The 18,155-nt window shown below is 70.9% G+C and carries 17 protein-coding genes; 7 read left to right on the top strand and 10 right to left on the bottom strand.

Going from position 1 to position 18,155, the window contains the following annotated elements; genetic code table 11:
- Window positions 1–343: 343 nt before the first annotated feature.
- Genes DEIMA_RS16595 through DEIMA_RS18800 form a run of 5 tightly spaced genes read right to left on the bottom strand, consistent with a single transcriptional unit; the run spans window position 344 to window position 6,229 of the window.
- Window positions 344–1,078, bottom strand: coding sequence for a serine O-acetyltransferase (locus DEIMA_RS16595; protein WP_013555319.1), 735 nt, complete (start codon window positions 1,076–1,078; stop codon window positions 344–346).
- The gene (locus DEIMA_RS00760; RefSeq protein WP_013555318.1) at window positions 1,075–1,995 is read right to left on the bottom strand and encodes a glycosyltransferase family 2 protein; all 921 of its coding nucleotides are present in this window, start codon (window positions 1,993–1,995) and stop codon (window positions 1,075–1,077) included. Before DEIMA_RS00760 ends, DEIMA_RS16595 begins: the two co-directional genes overlap by 4 nt.
- Window positions 1,988–3,310 (bottom strand): O-antigen ligase family protein, encoded by a 1,323-nt coding sequence (locus DEIMA_RS00755; RefSeq protein WP_043816324.1) that lies wholly within the window; start codon window positions 3,308–3,310, stop codon window positions 1,988–1,990. Before DEIMA_RS00755 ends, DEIMA_RS00760 begins: the two co-directional genes overlap by 8 nt.
- Complete coding sequence (locus DEIMA_RS00750) at window positions 3,307–4,563, bottom strand: oligosaccharide flippase family protein (protein WP_013555316.1); 1,257 nt, start codon at window positions 4,561–4,563, stop codon at window positions 3,307–3,309. The genes DEIMA_RS00755 and DEIMA_RS00750 overlap by 4 nt, the downstream gene beginning before the upstream one ends.
- A gap of 10 nt (window positions 4,564–4,573) precedes the next feature.
- On the bottom strand, window positions 4,574–6,229 hold the full coding sequence (locus tag DEIMA_RS18800) for a polysaccharide biosynthesis tyrosine autokinase (protein WP_013555315.1): 1,656 nt from the start codon (window positions 6,227–6,229) through the stop codon (window positions 4,574–4,576).
- A 464-nt stretch (window positions 6,230–6,693) separates the two neighbouring features.
- On the opposite strand from DEIMA_RS18800, the gene DEIMA_RS00740 reads away from it, so the two are divergent.
- Complete coding sequence (locus tag DEIMA_RS00740; RefSeq protein ID WP_013555314.1) at window positions 6,694–7,962, top strand: LacI family DNA-binding transcriptional regulator; 1,269 nt, start codon at window positions 6,694–6,696, stop codon at window positions 7,960–7,962.
- Window positions 7,963–7,994: 32 nt separating this feature from the next.
- A complete protein-coding gene (locus DEIMA_RS00735) occupies window positions 7,995–9,785 on the top strand; it encodes a putative bifunctional diguanylate cyclase/phosphodiesterase (RefSeq protein WP_013555313.1) in 1,791 nt (596 codons plus the stop codon).
- A 54-nt stretch (window positions 9,786–9,839) separates the two neighbouring features.
- On the opposite strand, the gene DEIMA_RS18120 is transcribed toward DEIMA_RS00735, so the two are convergent.
- The gene (locus DEIMA_RS18120; protein ID WP_013555312.1) at window positions 9,840–10,823 is read right to left on the bottom strand and encodes a LysM peptidoglycan-binding domain-containing protein; all 984 of its coding nucleotides are present in this window, start codon (window positions 10,821–10,823) and stop codon (window positions 9,840–9,842) included.
- Window positions 10,824–11,024: 201 nt separating this feature from the next.
- On the opposite strand from DEIMA_RS18120, the gene DEIMA_RS00725 reads away from it, so the two are divergent.
- Window positions 11,025–12,209 (top strand): S8 family peptidase, encoded by a 1,185-nt coding sequence (locus tag DEIMA_RS00725; protein ID WP_013555311.1) that lies wholly within the window; start codon window positions 11,025–11,027, stop codon window positions 12,207–12,209.
- Window positions 12,210–12,286: 77 nt separating this feature from the next.
- Window positions 12,287–12,529: a hypothetical protein gene (locus DEIMA_RS00720; protein ID WP_043816323.1), complete on the top strand. Its 243-nt coding sequence runs from the start codon at window positions 12,287–12,289 to the stop codon at window positions 12,527–12,529.
- Between the two features lie 77 nt (window positions 12,530–12,606).
- Here the strand turns inward: DEIMA_RS00720 and DEIMA_RS00715 are convergent, their stop codons facing one another.
- The 3 genes from DEIMA_RS00715 to DEIMA_RS00705 all read right to left on the bottom strand — a co-directional run bounded on the left by DEIMA_RS00715 (window position 12,607) and on the right by DEIMA_RS00705 (window position 14,983).
- Complete coding sequence (locus DEIMA_RS00715; protein ID WP_013555309.1) at window positions 12,607–13,506, bottom strand: glycoside hydrolase family 43 protein; 900 nt, start codon at window positions 13,504–13,506, stop codon at window positions 12,607–12,609.
- A 140-nt stretch (window positions 13,507–13,646) separates the two neighbouring features.
- Window positions 13,647–14,087: a hypothetical protein gene (locus DEIMA_RS00710; RefSeq protein WP_013555308.1), complete on the bottom strand. Its 441-nt coding sequence runs from the start codon at window positions 14,085–14,087 to the stop codon at window positions 13,647–13,649.
- 26 nt (window positions 14,088–14,113) lie between these two features.
- Complete coding sequence (locus DEIMA_RS00705; protein ID WP_013555307.1) at window positions 14,114–14,983, bottom strand: LysR substrate-binding domain-containing protein; 870 nt, start codon at window positions 14,981–14,983, stop codon at window positions 14,114–14,116.
- A gap of 112 nt (window positions 14,984–15,095) precedes the next feature.
- Here DEIMA_RS00705 and DEIMA_RS00700 point away from each other — a divergent pair, with 112 nt between their 5' ends.
- The 3 genes from DEIMA_RS00700 (at window position 15,096) to DEIMA_RS00690 (ending at window position 17,631) form a co-directional block, all read left to right on the top strand.
- A complete protein-coding gene (locus DEIMA_RS00700) occupies window positions 15,096–15,527 on the top strand; it encodes an Ohr family peroxiredoxin (RefSeq protein WP_013555306.1) in 432 nt (143 codons plus the stop codon).
- Between the two features lie 138 nt (window positions 15,528–15,665).
- On the top strand, window positions 15,666–16,127 hold the full coding sequence (locus DEIMA_RS00695) for a hypothetical protein (RefSeq protein WP_013555305.1): 462 nt from the start codon (window positions 15,666–15,668) through the stop codon (window positions 16,125–16,127).
- A gap of 208 nt (window positions 16,128–16,335) precedes the next feature.
- Window positions 16,336–17,631 carry a sensor histidine kinase gene (locus tag DEIMA_RS00690; protein ID WP_013555304.1) on the top strand — a complete coding sequence of 432 codons (1,296 nt, stop codon included), beginning with the start codon at window positions 16,336–16,338 and terminating at the stop codon, window positions 17,629–17,631.
- Between the two features lie 79 nt (window positions 17,632–17,710).
- Here the strand turns inward: DEIMA_RS00690 and DEIMA_RS00685 are convergent, their stop codons facing one another.
- Window positions 17,711–18,142: a hypothetical protein gene (locus DEIMA_RS00685; protein WP_013555303.1), complete on the bottom strand. Its 432-nt coding sequence runs from the start codon at window positions 18,140–18,142 to the stop codon at window positions 17,711–17,713.
- Window positions 18,143–18,155 lie beyond the last annotated feature (13 nt).

Genomic DNA, 18,155 nt, shown 5'->3' with positions numbered 1-18,155 from the left:
AGGAGGACGGGACGGACAACGACGGTGAATGGCAGGAGGGGGCCGCTCTCCTTGGCCTGGGGTGGGTCGCCGTGGTGCGCGCGCTGGCTTCTCTATGGTCCCTGTGAAAGATGTGAGCTTGCCCCACGTCAGTTGTTTATCTGATCTTCATGATTGTGTGAAGCGTGCCGCTGGTCAGGACACCCACCGTGCCCGACTCCCCACCCCATCAGCGCCCGTGCCTCCCTAGACACGGACGCTTACCGTCCCACCTGGACGGGCCGTGCGTGCAGCCGTGACGCCTCCGGGGGCACCGGCAGACCGGACCCGCAGAACGCCCTGGACGTTGAAGCCCTGCCTCCGCCTACTCCAGGGCGCTTTGGTGCCCCGGTGCCTCCGCGTGGCGGGCGGGCTCGAACGCGTCCGCCAGGTGCGGGCGACGCGACAAAGCCGCTTCCGGCAGGCGCGCGGGGCGCTTCCCGAGCACGTACCCGGCCGAGCCGTGGTGATTCATGGGCTGGGCAGGAACGCCGACCAGCACCGCGTCCGGCTCGGTGCTGCGCGTCACGTAACTGAGCGGCGCGACGAGCGTGCCCGGCGCGAGCGTGACGTTCCCCACGACGACCGCGTTCGCGCCGATCCACACGTTCTCGTGCAGGGTGGGCGCGCCCACGTTCGTGCCGCGCCGGGTCACGCCGATGGTGACGCCCTGAGCGATGTTGCACTGCCCGTGTACGACCGCGTCCGGACTGATGATGATGTTCCCGAAGTGCCCGAAGTACACGCCCGGCCCGAGGTTGCAGCTGAGCGGAATGTCCATGCCGTACTTGAAGAAGTACCGGCCGTGCAGAAGGCGCGCGAGGATGAACAGCGGGCGGTACGCGAGGCCGCGCCCGCGGAGGAATTTCGCGGTGCGGTAGTGCACGAGGAACTTGAAGCCAGGCGACGTCCAGAAATGGCGGGCCGCGAGGCGCAGCGCGGCGGCCGGCGTGGGCGGCGGCGTGTACTCCTCGCCGCGGACGGTGCCTTCGTACCGGGCGAGGTCCGCGAGGATGTACGCCCGCAGTTCCGGCCAGGTGCGGGGTTGCGGGACGGTCATGGCGTGCCCCGTTTCGCGAGTGTGGCGGGCGCGAGGCGCGGGGCGGGCGCGGCGCGCAGGCCCTGGAGGGCGCCGCTCGCGACGGCGCGCGCGCGCGGCCACTGTCGGCGCAGGACGCGTTTCACGAGGTACAGGCCGGGGCCGAGCAGCAGTGGGGCGATCGGCAGCGGGGCGTGCTTGCGGAAGAAGCGGACGGCGCTGCGCGTGAAGTGCAGTTCCCACGCGAGGCTCTTGTGTTCGCGGGTGCTCTGGCCCATGCTGGCGCAGCCGAGGTGCCAGACGCGCGCGCGTGGCGCGACGGCGATCGTCCAGCCGGCGCGGCGCAGGCGGAAGCTGAAGTCCGCGTCCTCCCAGTACATGAAGAAGCCCTCGTCGAGTAGGCCGACGGCGTCGATGGCCGCGCGGCGCACGAGCAGGCTGGTGCCCGCCACGAAGTGCAGTTCGCCCGCGGGGACGTCATGGGTGTGGAGTTCAGCCGTGCCGCGCCACAGGCGCACGTGGCCGCCGCCGGTGCTCTGCAGGCGTTCGGGTTCGCGCATCTCGTACAGCAGGCTGCTGACGGCGCCGAGGGCCGGGTCGGCCCGCGCGGCCGCGACGAGTTCAGTGAGCGCGTCGGGCGCGACGACAGTGTCGTTGTTCAGGAACCACAGGTACTCGACGGGCTGCGTGAGCGCGGCGCGGCACCCGGCGTTGTTCGCGGCGGTAAACCCGACGTTCACGGGGAAGTGCACGAGGTGGAGGTCCGGGTGGCGGGCGCGCAGGTGCGCGAGGGAGTCGTCGGTGGAGCCGTTATCGACGACGATCACGTCGTGCGGATGGGTGAGCGTCTGCAGGGACGCGAGGCACGCGTCGGTGAGGGCGGCGTTGTTGTAGTTCACGAGGATGATCGCGACGCGCGGACGGTGAGGGTCAGTCATGCAACAGTCCTTTCGGGAAGCGGGCGGGTCGGGGCGGGGCGGGCACGGCGGGGGGGGCGTGGCGGCTGGAGCGGGCGTTGAGGTACGCGCCGCACAGCGCGAGCATGAAGCTCCAGTCGGTGCTGGTGAACGTGATGGTGTACGCGCCGCACAGCGCGATGTACGCGAGGGTCAGCGCGGCGGGCAGCGCGAGGCGCGTGGCGGGTCGGCGGATGGCGGCGCGCAGCAGCGGCTGAGCGATGCCGAACACCGCGAGGAGGGCGAGGCCGACGTTCCCGAACGTCCATTGCACGGACGCGTACGAGTAATGCAGTTCGTTCGTGACCTGCCCGGGAATGGGGTGCGCGACGTCCTCGGGGATGTGCGTGGCGGTGCCCACGCCGAACGCGCGGTCCTCGTCGGTGCGGATCAGCAGGCGCGCGGCGCGGACCTGTTCGGCGCGCCAGTCGAGGTTGCGCGGGTCGAGGCTGAAGCGTTCCTGCCCGCGGAACTGCGTGACGAACTGCCCGGCGGGCGTGGCGAGCGGCGTGAGGAACACGGCAACGCCGGCGGCGTTCAGGGCCATGAGGGCGCCGAGGACCAGGCGGGCCTTGTGACTGCTCGCCGCGCGTTGCCGCGCGAAGCGGACGAGGATGAACAGCGTAGCGAGCAGCGCCGCGAAAATCAGCGACCCGCGGGAAAACGTGACGCCGAGCGCGCCCATGAACAGCGCGGCGCGCAGGCCTTCGCGTTTGAGGTCCTGGCCGCGCGCGACAAACACGCCGCGCAGGGCGATCATCAGCCCGAGGAACATGAGGCCCTGCCCGGGGAAGAACACGCGCGCGAGCGGCCCGACACGTTCCCAGATGATGAAGTCGTCGGCGAGGCCCACGTGGTCGCGGCCGAGGGCGGGCAGCACGAAGGTGGCGAGGGCGCGCACGGCGATGAACGTGGCGATGAGCATCAGGGTGCGTTCGATGCGTTCGTCGGTGCGGGTGCACGCCCACACCCACAGGTACGGAATCAGCAGGTACCCGCTGAATTTGTACAGGTACACGAAGCTGCCGTCGGTGGAGCCGCCGCCGAGCACGCCGACGGCGAGGTGCGCGAAGGGCAGCGCGCCGAGCAGGGTGACGCCGAGCAGCGGGACGCTGCGGGCGCGCCAGGCGGCGCTGGCGGTGAGGGTGAGCGTGAGCAGGATCAGGCCGAGCATGCTGACGCTGCCGAGGCCGAGGCGGCTGGCGGTGCCGATGACCGAGAGCGTGCCCAGGTACAGGCTGAACAGCGCGGCGTGCAGCCAGATGTCGAGGGTGTCGCGGCGCACGTACACGTTCACGCCTCCAGCGGGGCCGGGTGGGGTGGGGGCGGCGTGCGGCGGGTGCGGCGGTACGCGCGGGCGAGCAGGGCGAACACGCACACTTCGGTGGCGATGACGGCCACGGCCATGCCGAGCGGCCCGGCGTGCGGGACGAGCGCGACGATCAGAGCGGCGTTGAGGAGCGCGCCGAGCGCGACGGTGCCGTTGAAGGTGCCGTCCAGGCCGAGCGGCACCAGCCAGAACAGCCCGAGGACGATGTTCACGCCGATCAGGAGGGGCAGGGCGGCGAGGACGCGCAGGACGGGCGTGGCCGGCTCGAAGTCCGTGCCGAGCAGGATGCGGACCAGCAGGGGCGCGCCGAGCAGCAGGGCGGCGCTGAGCGCGCCGCCCGCGGCGAGCATCAGGCGCGCGCCGTGCGGCAGCAGGGCCTGGAGGGCGCGCGGGCCGTCCTGCGCGGCGCGGCTGTAGCGGGGGTACAGAGCGCGGCTGAGGGGTTGCAGCAGGCCCTGCGCGGCGCGCGCGAGGCGTTCGGCACCCGCGTAGTACCCGACGAGCGTGGCGGGGACGAACAGGCCGAGCAGGAAGGTGCTGGCGCTGCTGTAGAACGCGGCGGACCCACGGAACACGAACATCGTCCAGCCGAGCCGCAACGCGTCCCGAATTCCGCCGGGGGTGGGGGTGCGGATGCCGACGGTGCGGACGGCCTGCGTGAAGCCCCACGCGGCGCTGAACGTGGCGGCGGCGGCGGCGAGGGCGGGGACCAGCCACGCGTCGGCGGGGCCGCGCACGAGGGTGAGCAGAGCGACGGTGCCGACGGCCTTGGCGGTGACGTCCACGGCGGCCACGCGCGGGAGGCGTTCGAGGCCCTGGTAGAACCACAGGGGGCTGGCGCCCTGCGCGAGGCCGAGGGCGACGCTCGCCCACAGCAGCGCGGGGTGCGCGCCGAGTGCCGGCACGACCTGCTGCGCGATGACGGCGATGACGAGGGCGGCGGCGCCGAGCAGCAGTTTCGCGCCGGTGATCTGCCCGAGCAGCGCGGCGAGGCGTGCGGGGTTGTCGCGGTCGCGGGCGACGGCGCGGGCGCCGGCGAGGTCGAAACCGTACTCGACGAGCAGGCCGAGCAGCGCACCGAACGCCTGCGCGAACGCGACGGCCCCCCACGCGCCCGGCCCGAGAACCCGCGCGAGGAACGGGACGGTGAGCAGCGGCAGCACGAACGTCACGAGGTGCACGCCGTACAGCGCGATGATGTTGCGGAGCACGCCGGTCATGCGCGGCCGCTCAGGCGCCTCGCCGGGTGGGTCGGGCGTCCGCGCCGTACCCGTAGCCGTACCCGTAGGCGCTGCCGGCGTGGCGGGGGTTGATTTTGTTGAACGCGACGCCGAGGACGTTGGCGTTCGCGAGTTCCAGCGCGTCGAGGAGGCGCTGGACGCCGCGCGCGGGCGCCTTGCCGGGTTCGAGGACGATCAGGACGCCGCCGACGTGCGGGGCGATGGCGAGCGGATCGGCGACGGCCAGGACGGGCGGCGCGTCGATCACGACGACGTCGTACGCGGGGGACCAGATGCGCAGCGCCGCGGCGAACGCATCGGTGTTCAGGCGAACGCTGGAGGACAGTTGCGTGGGCGTGACGATCAGGTGCAGGTTGTCGCGGAGTTTCATGGCCTGCGCGGCTGCCGGGTTGAGCAGCGCGGCCTGCAGGTCGCGGGCCTCCTCGCCGGGGAAGGGCGCGGCGCCGGGCATGTTCACCCAGTCGGCGGTGTCCGCGGCGATGCCCCACAGGGAGCGTTGCGTGGGGTGGCGCAGGTCCGCTTCGAGCAGCAGGGTGCGCTGCCCGCTGGCGGCGAGGCTGCTGGCGAGGCCGGCGCTGAGGGTGGATTTGCCGTCGCCGGGAAGCAGCGAGGTCATCAGGATGATGTTGGGCCGCTCCGGGAGTTGCGCGCGCACGGCGTTGGCGAGGTACGCGACGCTGTCGGTGGCTTTGCCGCGGTGCATCATGGCGAGCAGCGACTGGCCCTGGTGCGCGCGCCGCAGACGCGGCACCTCGCCGATCAGGCGAAGGTTCAGGGCGTGCAGGTCAGCGTCGCTGGTGATGGTGCGGGTGAGGGCAGCGCGGGCGAGCACGAACGCGCCGGACACGAACAGGGCGAACAGGCCGGCGATGATGGCGTTGCGGGTGGGGCGCGGTTCGACCGGCGTGACGGGCGGCACGGCGGGCGCCACGACGGCAAGGGAGCCGACGACGGCGCGTTCGAGCGCGAGGAGGTTGTTGAGTTCGTCGGTGCGGTTGGCGCGCTGGTCGAGCAGCAGGCGCTGGTTGCGGGTGAGGGTGGCGCCGAGCGGCCCTTCGCGTTGCAGGCGGGTTTCGAGGTCGCGCAGTTGCGCTTCGAGGGCGCGGCGGGCGGACGTGACCTTCTCGCGGCCGCGCTGGGCGTCCCAGGCGACGAGGGCGTCGGTGGCGAGGTTGGCGAGGCGCGCGGCGACGCGGGCGTTCGGGTGGCGCGCCTGGAGGGTGTAGGTGCCGTTGCCGTAGATGTCGGTGGAGCCGGTGACGCGGATCACGTGGCCCTGGCCGGTGGCGCCGGCGACGAGGTCGCGTTGCAGTTCGTTGCGTTCGGCGGGGCTGAGGCTGGTGATGCTGCGCACGCCGACGTTGATGTCGCGGATGACGTTGATGTTGCTGAGGGCCCCTTCGAGCGCGCCGGGCGGGAGCGGGGGGGCGCTCACCAGGGTGGAGTTGACGGTCTGGTTGCCGGTCTGGTTGCTGGCGGACAGCAGGATGGTGCTGGCTTCGTAGATGGGCGTCTGCTGTTTGAACAGGGCGTAAACGGCGCCGCCGACGACGGCGGCGCACAGCAGCATGATCCAGGCGGATCGCTGGAGGGCCTGCCAGGAGCGGGTGAGGTCAATGACGTCTGGGGTGTGCAGGTCGTTCATGGCATCTCCTGGCGCTTCGCGCGTGGGTCAGGGAAGCGGCGGTCCGTTCAGTGGGGGCCGTGGGCGTGGGGGCCGGGGCGGCGGGGTTCTGAACGTGCAGTGATGAAACGGCCATCTGCGCCTCATCATGCCGAGGTGATGCGCTGAACAGCCGTTGCTCAGGTGCTTGAACGGGGCGGATTTCGCGCAGATTGATGAGGTTTTCGAAGATGGGCAGCTTTTGCGGTTTTTTGATGTGCCCAACGCTTTTTGGCTGGACGTTAACGGGAATGATCAAACGTTGATCATTTGAAACGGAAACGTTTCCTGAGCGTTTCTCTTTAATGAAGTACAGATGAATGAAAGATGACGCAGGGCCTTTAAGATAAGTTCAATTTTCGGTATACGGCCAGTCATCGTCCGCTCACGCACCGGCGCTCCGCACGCTTACCTTCCTACTGCCCGCCGCGCCCGAAGGGACCACGATGAAGAAGTCCATTTCCAACCGTGATGTCGAACGCATCGCTGAACACGCCGGCCTCAGCGCCACGCAGGTCCGCCAGGCCCTCGCCCTCAAAGGCGACGTTCCCCAGGACCTCAGCGACCGGGTCATGCGCAGCGCCCAGGCCCTTCGCTACACCATCTCCGCCCGCGACCGCGTCGCCATGGCCGCCAACACCTCCGTCGCCACCGTCAACCGCGCCTACCGGCCCGAAGCGCGCCACCTCGTGCGCCCCGACCTGCTCCGCACCATCGAGGCCGAAGCCGCCCGCCTCGGCTACACCCCCGACCTCGTCGCGCAGGCCCGCCGCACCCAGGGCAGCCCCATCGTCACGCTGTGCGTCGAACTCGACCGCCTCTTCAACCCGTACCACGCCACCATGCTGCGCTTCCTGATGGAAGCCGTCCTGCGGCGCGGCCTGCACCCCGTCATCACGCCCGTCACGCCCGAACGAGCCCTGCCGGAACTCGCGCAATCCGGCGTGACCACCGCCGTCGTCCTGTGGGAAGGGCAGCGCACCGCGCAACAGGTCGCCATGCTCGAAGCGACCGGGCGGCGCGCCGTCATGATCGGCTGGCACGAAGCGCTGCCCAGCGTCGCGCCCGACTGGAGCGGCGCGTGCGCGCACCTCACGCAGCGCGCCCTGGAACGCCAGTACACCACGCTGCACCTCGGGTACCTCCACGCAAACGCCTGGGGCCCGAGCGCCCGCCTCGAAGGCGTCGCGCGCGCCCTGCGCCAGCACCAGGGCCCGCGCCCGAACTTGCGCCTGTGGGTCGCGCCGGACCTGAACCTCCCGCGCCTCACCCGCGACCTCGCGCAATCCGGACGGCACGACGCCGCCGACCTGCTCGACGAGCTGCTGCACACGCCCGGCGCGCTCGAACGCCGCCCCGCCCTGAACCAGACCATCGCCATCACGGAAATCACCGCTGACGTTGAGGCGCTGCACGCCCGCGGCGAACGCGTCGCCGTGTTCGGCCTGCCCGATATGGCCGCCCGGCAGCTGCTGTACACCCTCCAGCACCAGCATCCGGACTGGCACGTCGGCGAGGACATCGGCGTCGTCGGCTACGACAACATCGAGCCGCTCCTCCCGTACCTCGCGCCGATCCTCACGACCGTCGCGTACAACATGCGCCAGCTTGCCGACCGCGTCGCCGACCTCGTCCAGTCGGGCCTGGACCGCGCCGTGCCGCCGCCCAGCTTCGACCTGCTGCCCGCCCAGATGATCGTCCGCGAATCCCTCTGACGCGGAGTGACCCCCGTTCCAGGAAAGGCGCCATGTCGTACCCCACCCCCCTGAACGACGCCCAACGCCTCGCCGTGCTGCAGCGCTACCACATCCTCGACTCCCTGCCCGAGGAAGAGTTCGACCGCATCACCCGGCTCACGCAGCGCCTCCTGAACACGCCCGTCGTCACCATCAACCTCATCGACGTCGACCGCGGCTGGTTTAAATCCCGGCAGGGCCTCACACTGACGCAGATCCCGCGCGCCCACAGCATCTGCGCGTACACCATCCTCACGCATGGCGTCCTGAGCGTCCCGGACCTGCGCGCCGACCCGCGCTTCCGGCAGTACCCGCTCATTCGGGAAAGTGGGGTGCGCGCGTACATCGGCGCGCCCCTCATTACGCCCGACGGGTACGCCATCGGGACGCTCTGCGCGCACGACGTCAAACCGCGCACCTTCACGCCCGAGGAGCAGACGCTGCTCGCCGACCTGGCCGCCATCGTCATGGACGAACTCGAACTGCGCCGCAACGTCCTGACCTGGCAGCGCGCCGAAGCGCGCACCGCGCACCAGGCACACCACGACGCCCTCACCGGCCTTCCGAACCGCCTGCTGCTCAAGGACCGCGCGGATCTGGCGTTCCGGCACGCGCACCGCCGCGGCACCATCGCGGCCATGCTGGTCGTCGATTTGGACGGCTTCAAGACCATCAACGACACCTACGGGCATCTCGTCGGTGACGAGGTGCTGCGCCTCACGGCCGAGCGCCTGCGGGACGCCCTGCGGGCCGAGGACACCGTCGCCCGGTTCGGCGGGGACGAGTTCGTCGTGCTGCTCAGCGAACTGCGCGACCCGCTCAATGCCGCGCGCGTCGCGCAGCAACTCCTCGACGCCATCGAGCCGCCCATGCACTTCGAGGACCACGAGGTGCAGCTGCACGCGAGCGTCGGCATCGCCCTGTACCCCACGGACGCCCGCAGCTTCGAGGAGTTGCTGCGCGCTGCCGACACCGCCATGTACGGCGCGAAACGCAAAGGCCGCGCGCAGGTCTGCTTCCACACGGAAGCGATGAGCAGCGCCGCCACCGACAAGCTCCGTTTCCGGCAACGGTTCACGGCGGCCATCGCCAGCGGTGAGCTGCGCCTGCATTACCAGCCGCAGGTGGACCTGCGCAGCGGACGCGTCATCGGGATGGAGGCGTTGCTGCGCTGGCCGCAGCCGGACGGCAGCTGGGTGCCGCCGCAGCAGTTCATTCCCCTCGCCGAGGAGACCGGCCTGATCGTGCCGCTGGGCGCGTGGGCGCTGCGCGAGGCGTGCGCGCAGCTGGCGCTCTGGCACGCGCAGGGGCACCATGACTGGCACGTGTCCGTGAACGTCTCCGTGAAGCAGTGGAGCGCGCCCGGCTTCATGAGCATCGTCCGTGATGCCCTCACCACGAGCGGCGTCTCCCCTGGCCACCTGATCCTCGAAGTCACCGAGAGTGTCCTGATCTGGGACGTGCCGGGCGTGCGCAGCGTCCTGAACGCCATTGAGGCGCTCGGCGTGCGCGTCGCCCTCGACGACTTCGGTACGGGCTACTCGAACCTCAGCCGCCTGATGCACGTGCACCTCAGCCAGCTGAAGGTCACGCCCACCCTGATGGCGCCCGTGCCCGAAGCGGACCGGGCCGCGCGCATGATGAGCTCCGTCATCTCGCTCGGGCGGCAGCTCAGCGCCGCCGTCGTCGGCGAGGGCGTCGAAACGGAATTGCAGCGGCATACGCTGCTGGAGCTCGGCTGCGAGATCGGTCAGGGTTACCTGTTCGGCCCGCCTGCCCCGCCCGAGGCGCTGCGCCTCTGACGCGCGGGGGTGGTGAAGGTCTCCCCTCACCGCCCCGCGGACCGCGGCCGAAGCTCAGTCGAGCATTGCGGTGACGGTGGCCGCGAGGGCCTGCGGGAACACCGGGATCATCTGGCGGCCCTGCGTGTTCCACAACGTATCGAAGTCGCGGTAGCTGATGGCCACGAGCGGACCGTACATGCTGTCGTTCACGAGCACCTGCCCGGCGTCATCGTCGAAGCCGCGCACGGTCCGGAAGTGCGGCGTCTTGCCGGGCGTGTCCTGCCACTGCAGCACGATCACGGGAATGCCGGCGCTCACGAGGCGCTTCAGGTCCGTGAGCGTCGCTCCGCGCACCACCGACGCGGCCAGGTTGTACTTGCGCATGGTGGCGGGAATGGCCTGCACGGCCATGTACCCGCCGTCCGGGCGGAGCTCACGGCCCAGCGCCTCCGGGTTCACGCGGATGCCGTAGTACCCGAGCACCGCGGCAATGGCCGACGGACCGCAGTTGTTCCGTGATTGCAGCTGAAACGCGAGGCCGTCCAGCAGGACGTGGCGGGTGCCGTCCGTGTCGGTCGTGAGCGGCAGGAGCTGCGCGTTGGTGTGCGTGACGTGCTTGTCACCGCTGTACGCCACGGGACCGCGCACGGGCGCTGCCGACGCGGGGGGCGCGACCGGCCCGAGGTCGCGGGCGCCGCCCGGCAGGCGCAGGAGCTGCCCGGCGTTCAGGTTGGGGCTGGTCAGGCCGTTCTCGGCGAGGACCGAGTCGACGGTGACGCCGTAGCGGCGCGCGAGGCTGTACAGCGTCTCGCCGGGCTGCACGGTGTGCGTGGTGGCGGGCGGGGGCGTGGGGTCGCCCGGCAGGGTCAGCACCTGCCCGAGTTGAATGGCCGTGCCGCTGAGCGCGTTGGCCTGCATAAGGGTGTCCGGCGTGAGGCCGTGGCGGCGAGCGATGCTGTAGAGCGTGTCGCCGACCTGCACTGTGTATGTCCCGCCCGTTGCAGCCTGCGCAGTGCAGGCCGCCAGGGTCAGCAGAAGGGCCCTGAACTTCTTCACACCTAAAGATAACCCAAGAACCGGATGAAGATCCGCTAAATTTCCTGCATGCACGCCAGGGCCCGGAATCCCGGCGTCGGCAGCGCGTCGCCTCAGCGTACCGCGCGGGGCCCGCGGTCCAGCAAGGGGCACGGGTGAATCTGCACCTGCCCGAACGCAGGTGGACGGTTATGATGGCGTCATCCCGGGGAGGGGATCACCATGGAACCACTGCTGCAGGAAAACCCTCAGTACGTCATCATTTTCAGCGACAGCACACCCGAGAACGCGGACGTCCTGGCGCGCCTGCTGAATGTCGCGCCGGCCAGCCCCCCCGACGCCGAACCGCGCCGCTCCCGCCGCATCCTCGACAGCCACAACGGCGTGCACGCCCGCGTGTACATGCGCCTCGGCGTCGCCGTGGCGAACCTCACGCCACAACAGGTGCAGGAGCTCGAAGTGCTCGGCAACGTCGTCGCCGTCGCCCGCAACCAGCGGCGTCACCTCCCCACTTACCAGGTGGACGCCGAAGAACCCACCCCCGAACCGCCCGGCACGCCCCTCAACCGCGCGCTGCAGCAGATCGGCCTGGACCCCGCCACGCAGACCGCCACGGGACGCGGCGTGAAGGTCGCCGTTATCGACACCGGCATTGACCTGAGCCACCCGGACCTGACGCTGCTGCCGGAAAACGCGCGGAGCTTCGTGCCGTCCGAACCCAGCGCCCAGGACGAGAACGGGCACGGCACGCACTGCGCAGGCGTGATCGCCGGACGCGCCCGCCCCACCGGCGGCTTCCGGTACGGCGTCGCGCCGGACGCGCAACTGCTGGTCGGCAAGGCCCTCAACAAGTACGGGCAGGGCTACGACGACCAGATTCTGGACGCCATCGACTGGGCCGCAGACCAGGGCGCCGAAATCATCTCGTTGAGCCTGGGCAGCGAGCGGGTCGCCGGCCAGCCGTTCAGCGCCACGTACGAACGCGTCGCGGCCACCCTGCTGGAGCAGGGCGTCCTGCTGGTCGCTGCCGCCGGCAACGAAAGCTTGCGCCCGCAGCGGATCGCGCCCGTCGGGAACCCCGCCGCCTGCCCGTCGGTGCTGGCCGTCGCGGCCGTGGACGACCGGGACCGCGTGGCCGTGTTCAGCAGCGCGGACGTGGACGGCGTCGGTCAGGTGGACGTCGCGGCGCCTGGCGTGGCCGTGTACTCCGCGTGGCCCGGCGGGGGGTACCGGCGCCTCTCGGGAACGAGCATGGCCACGCCGCACGTGGCGGGCGTCGCGGCGTTGTACGCCGAAGGCGACCCTGCCCTGACCGGGCGGGCGTTATGGGCGCGCCTGACCGAACGGGCGCGCCCCGTGGACGCCCCTGCCACGGACGTGGGCTCCGGCGTCGTGCAGGTGCCCTGAGCGGCGCGGAACGTGACGCGGTCGCCTTGCGGGCCACGTCACGTTCCGCGCCGCGTGGACCGCTACACTCGGATCAGGTGATCGCCGAGATGCACAAGGTCCATATCGTTCTCAGCCCGGACGCGCGGCGCACGCCGGAGTCGCTGCAGGCGACGCTGGCCTGCGTCCGCGAACTGGTCGGGCTGGAGGACGTGAACGAACGACGCCTGGCGCGCTACGGCATCCTGAGCGGCTGCGTGCGCGCTCAGGACGTGGCCGCGCTGCAATCCGTGCCCGGCATCGAAGCCGTCGAAGTGGACGGCCTGCAGCGCGCACTGTAGGGCGCCAGGCCAGCACCGCCTCAAGCCGGGCCTCCTGAATCAGGAGGCCCGGCGCTCGACGATCACTTCCTGGAGGGTCAGATCACCTGCGCCATGCGGCCGGTGAGGTGCAGGGAGGAGAACTGCAGGGTGCGGCGGCCCAGGGGGTAGCCGACGGCTCCGACGGACCACGCGTGGTACGCGAGACGCCACTGGCCGCGCGCGTCGCGGAAGGCGTGGCTGTGGCCGGGACCGGCCATGACGTCCGACGAGGCGAGCAGGGGCGCGTCGATGGTTTTCACGAACGGCCCGAGGGGACCTTCGCCGTGCGCGTGGCCGACGGCGTACGTTTCGTTCCCGAAGTCCGCGCAGGAGTACAGGAGGTGGAAGGTGCCGTTGTCCTCGATGACCTGCGGCGCTTCCACCAGTTCGCGTTCCCAGGGTTCGCTCGCACTCAGCAGTTCGACGGGTTCGCTGGCGAGGCCCAGGCCGTCGGGTGTGAGGAGCGCGCCCCACAGGCGGGTGGGGAGGTGCGCGGCGTTCCCGTCGTTCTTCCAGTAGAGGTAGCGCTCGCCGGTGTCGGTCGTGAGGACGTCCGGGTCGATGGCGCCGCCCAAGTCGAGCATGCAGATGAGCGGCGCGTCCTGCGCCTCGAACGGCCCTTCGGGGTGGCTGGCGGTGGCGGTGCCGATGACCTGCCAGGGCGAGTCGGCCAGGCGGGCGGTGAAGTACAGGACGTACTCTTCACCGATGCGGATGACTTCGGGGGCCCAGGTGAAGCCCGCACTCGCCCAGGCGGGCAGGGTGGGGAGGGCGTCGCCGACGAAGGTGAAGGTGTGCAGGTCGCTGGACGCGATGACGGGGACGTTCGCGCGGGCGTTGTTGGTCGCGTAGACGTAGTACGCGCCGGGTTCAACGAGCACTGTGGGGTCGGGCAGGTCTTCTGCGCTGAGGTTCAGCGGCAGTGGCGCCCCCTGATCGAGCGTGAAGGTCTTCATAAGGATAGACGTATCTTGCGCTCACGGAAATGACACGATTCTGACAGCGCCTCGCGCGCGCCACAGCGCCACCCGGGCCGACTGGGCGAGCGCCGGGTGACCCTGGAGCTGCTGGGCCGCGTGCGGTTTCTTACGCGCGCTCAGGACTGGCGGCAGGTCATGCGCACCGTGTAATTGTTCACGCCGGCCTTCTGGCGCCCCCCGAACTGTTCGCCCTGGAGGGTGCCGGACAGCAGACTGCTGGAGGACGTGAAGTACCCCGCCCGGCCCTTCTTGAAGATCAGGTCCACGCCCGCGAACGATTCCGTGTGACTCTCGACGCTCAGGATGAACTGCGTGCCCTCCGGGGTGGGCGTATAGCGCCCGTACACCCAGAACGCCTTGCCGCCCGGCTCCGTCAGGACGCCGGCCACCTCGCGTTTCGGATGGTCGAGGTTGGCGCTCAGCGTGAACGGAACGCGCGTGAGCGTGCCGAGGCGTTCGCCGGTGCATTGCAGCGTGCCGAGCGTCCCGGACGACTGGGTGGCGGGCGCGCACGCAGCGAGGCCCAGGGGCAGAATCAAGACGAGCAGAGGGCGCATGTCGCCGCAGTGTACCGGCCCGCGTGTCAGGAGGGCAGCAGCGCCCAGAACGCCTGCGCGGTGGGCGCCGCACCGTGCGCGCGCATGAGGGCGCCGAGAGGCAGATGCACGTCCTGCTCGAACGGCACGAACCGCACGCCGACCTGCGCAGCGTTCGCCTGCGCGCGCGTCACGAGGGCCACGCCCATCCCGGCGGCCACAAGCCCGATAAGCGCCTGATCGGAGCCGGCAGCCTGCACGAGGCGTGGGGTGACGCCGTGCGTGCGGCACAGGTGCGCGACCTGCTCGCTCAGGAACGTCGTACCGTGCGGCGTGCACGTGATGAGCGTCTCGCGCGCGAGGGCCGCGACGGACACCTGCGGCGCCTGCGCGAGCGCGTGATCCTCGGGCAGGGCAGCGACCAGCGGCTCCTGGTGCAGCGCGCGCACCCGCAGGGCCGCGTGCGTGACGGGCAGCACCGCGAGGCCCACGTCGAGGGTGCCGTCCGCGAGGGCGCGCGCCTGATCGGCGGTGCACATCTCGCGCAGGTGCAGGTGCACGCGGGGGTGCGCGGCGCGGAAGGCGCGCGTGAGGGCGGGCATCAGGCGCGTCTGCGCGGCGCCGACGTACGCGACGCGCAGGTCCCCGGCTTCCCCGGCGGCGGTGCGGCGGGCCGTGTCGACGGCGCGGTCGGCGTCCGCGAGGAGACGCGCCGCGTCGGTGCGCAGGGCATGCCCGGCGGGCGTGAGCGCCACACGGCGGGACGTGCGCTCGAACAGGGGCGTGCCGATGTGCGCTTCGAGCTGCCGGACGGCGCGCCCCACGTGCTGCTGCGCCATGCCGAGGCGCGCCGCGGCGCGCCCGAAGTGCAGTTCGTCCGCGACCGCCAGAAAGACGCGCAGGTGCCGGAACTCCATGGGATCATGTTCGCTTTTGGTTCCGGTTCAGTCAAATCCTGATCTTGATGCGAGGTGATGCTGGCGGTACGCTCCGGTCCGTTCAGGGCGCGTGACGCCCAAGGAGGACCCCATGACGCAGGAACTGAAACCGCTGTTCACGGCCACCAGCCTCGTGACGGGCGGGCGCAGCGGCGATCTGCAGCTCGGCCGCGACCGCACGCCGCTCACGTTGCGGCCCGCACGGACGCGCCGCGCCGGCACTGACCCCGAAGAGCTGTTCGCGGCGGGGTACGCCGCGTGCTACCTGAGCGCGCTCAACGAGGTCGCGGACGCGCGGCGCGTGCGCGTGAGCGGCGCGCAGGCGCTCGGGCAGGTGACGCTCAACGTCACGGACGCCGGCGAGTACATCCTGAGCGTGGCCCTGCACGTGTACCTCCCGGACGTGGCGCACGACGAGGCGCTCGACCTGATGCGCGCGGCGCACGCCGTGTGCCCGTACAGCCACGCGGTGCGCGGCAACATTGAGGTGACGCTCGTCGCTGCGGACGCGCCCCTGAGCTGAATCGTCAGCGGGAGCGAGCGGACCGTGATGGTCCGCTCGCCCGCGTTTCATGGAATTTCCACACGGTCCGGGGGGCGGAACCGCTAGCATCGGGAGTACCACTTCGTTCATGCCGTTCCCACGCCCGAAAGGACATTCATGTCGCAACCCAATGAAGCCCCGTCGCCCGCCGCCCACGACCCTATTCAGATGATGGCCACGCTCGGCCAGCGTGACGGCCGTCAGGCCCTGCTGCTCGCGAACCTGCTGTTGTACCCGGAGCAGCTGCAGGAGGCGCCCAGCGAGGAGTCGTCGTACTCCCGGAAGCTGCAGGTGGCAGGCGCCGCGATCCTGTACGCCGTGAACAGCAAGGAGCCGACGGTGGCGCAGGCGCGGCACCTGCTGGACATCATGCCAGAGAAGCTCGCGCCGATGGTGCGCGCGCGCCTGCCGGAGCAGGCCCGCAGCCTGTACGCGGTCGTGCTGAAGCTCCCGACGGAGGAACTCGCGCCGCTGGCGCGGGAAGTGGCGGCGGACCTTCTGAAGGCCATGGAGGACGGCCTGGGCGAGCGCGCCATGAAGACCATGCGCCGCCTCGCGCAGCCGGACGCGCAGGACTGATTGTCCGTGCGGGCTGGGCCGAGCATGCTCGGCCCCGCCCGCATTGTGGATTCGCTCGGCCGGTCGTCCGCGCGGGGAGTGGCGTGGGGCGGGAGGCGTTGAGGGCCTGCTGAAGGGGTGCAGGAGCGTTCTCGAGTACACTGGGGCAGTTGTAATTCCTCTTACAAAGCTTGATGTGGAGTCAACGTTCCAACGGAGAGGAAGCCTGATGAACGCCCCGGATCACCAAACGACGCCCCTGCGCGACCCTGCGGCGCGGCGCCTGCGCGAGCACCCGGCGCCGCGCCCCACCCCCGACGACCTGGAACGCCAACACCGCGAACTGCAGGTGCGGTACATCGAACTGCAGCTGCACAACGAGCAGCTCCTCCAAACGAACGCGGCCCTGGAGCGCGCCCACCAGGACGAGCAGGCACTGTTCGACGAGGCGCCCGTCGGCTACGCGACCCTCGACGCGTCCGGCGTCATCCTGCGCGCGAACCTCACCCTCGCCCGCGCCCTCGGCGTGAACCGCCCGGCCCTGCAGCGCAAACGCCTCTCCGCCTACGTGGACGCAGCCGACGCCACCAGCTTCGCGCTGTTCCTGCGGCGCGTGTTCGAGGGCAGCAGCAAACGCAGCATGGAGCTGCGCCTGCGTACCCACCACGACGACGCCCTCGTCGTCCAGGTAGAGGGGACGTTCGTGCCCGCCTCCGACGCGCAACCCGCCCACTGCCGCTGCACCGTCACGGACATCACCGCGCACCGGCTCGCGCAGGACGAAGTGCTCCGCCTGAACGCCACCCTGGAGGAACGCGCCGAGGCCCGCACGCAACACATCCGCGACCTGAACGACGAACTGGAATCGTTCGTGGTGGCCGTCACGCATGACCTGCAGACGCCCTTGCGGCACATCCGCGGCTTCACCACCCGCCTCGCCCGCGCCCCGCAGGCGGAGCAGGCCGAGCACGCGCTGAAAGTCGAGCACGCCGTCACGCACGTGGAGCAGCTGCTGCAGGCGCTGCTCACGTTCTTCCGCAGCGGCCAGCAGCGCCTGCAATTCCGCACCGTGGACCTCAACCGCGTGCTGCACGAGGTGCGCAAGGACCTGCGCGCCGACCTGACGGGCCGCCACGTGCAGTTCCACCTGGAGGACCTTCCCAGCGTCACCGGGGACAGTCAGGCGCTGCAGCTGGCGTTCGCGCACCTCATCGGGAACGCCCTGAAGTTCACGCGCACGCGCGAGGACGCGCACATTCACGTGTGCGTGCGCGCCACCGACCGCGAGTACCAGGTGTGCGTCCGCGACAACGGCGTGGGGTTCAACATGCGCCAGAAGGACCGGCTGTTCGGGCTGTTCCAGCGTCTGCACAGCTCCCGCGAGTACGCGGGCACGGGCATGGGCCTCGCGCTGGTGCGCCGCATCGTGCTTCGCCACGGCGGGCGCGTCTGGGCCGAAGGCAAACCCGGTCAAGGCGCCACGTTCTGGCTGAGCCTGCCGCGTCAGCCCGGCACGCGCACCTGACGCCGGGGGCGGTCGTCCCACCCGGTGGCCGCCCTCCGGTGGCGCGGGTCGCGTCAGCGCGACCGTCGCTGCTGGGCGTTCAGCTGTTGCGGCGCAGGTTGAGCAGCCGCTCGCCCCTGGGCGTGAGGGCGTACTGCCCGCTCAGGCCCTGTTTCTCCAGGCCGCCGCGCGGCTTGAGGTATCCCTCCCCGACGAGGCGGCGCACGACCAGCTGGTTGAAGCGGCTGTTCGGCCGGTCGTACGGGGCGAGGGCCGCGAGGATCTGCGCGCGGTCGAGCACGATGGTCCCGGCTTCCCGGGCCCAGGTGTGTTCGGTGTCCATGCCAACCATGGCGCGCAGCAATTCCGGGAGCAGCTGCCCGATGCGGTCCGGCGGCTCGGCCTGCGCGGCCGGGGCTGGGCGAGCCGGGTCGGGGGCGTCGCGCTCGGGGCGGCCCGCGCGGGCGGGGGCCGGGCGGGTGTGCGCGAGGTGCGCGGGCAGTCGGAAGGAAGGTTTCTTCGGTGGCCGCATGCTTCACGCTAGC

The sequence above is a fragment of the Deinococcus maricopensis DSM 21211 genome, from assembly GCF_000186385.1.
In the GTDB taxonomy this organism is placed as follows: Bacteria; Deinococcota; Deinococci; order Deinococcales; family Deinococcaceae; genus Deinococcus_B; species Deinococcus_B maricopensis.
Note: the sequence above shows the minus strand (reverse complement) of the source record. Positions and strands in the feature narration are given on the sequence as shown.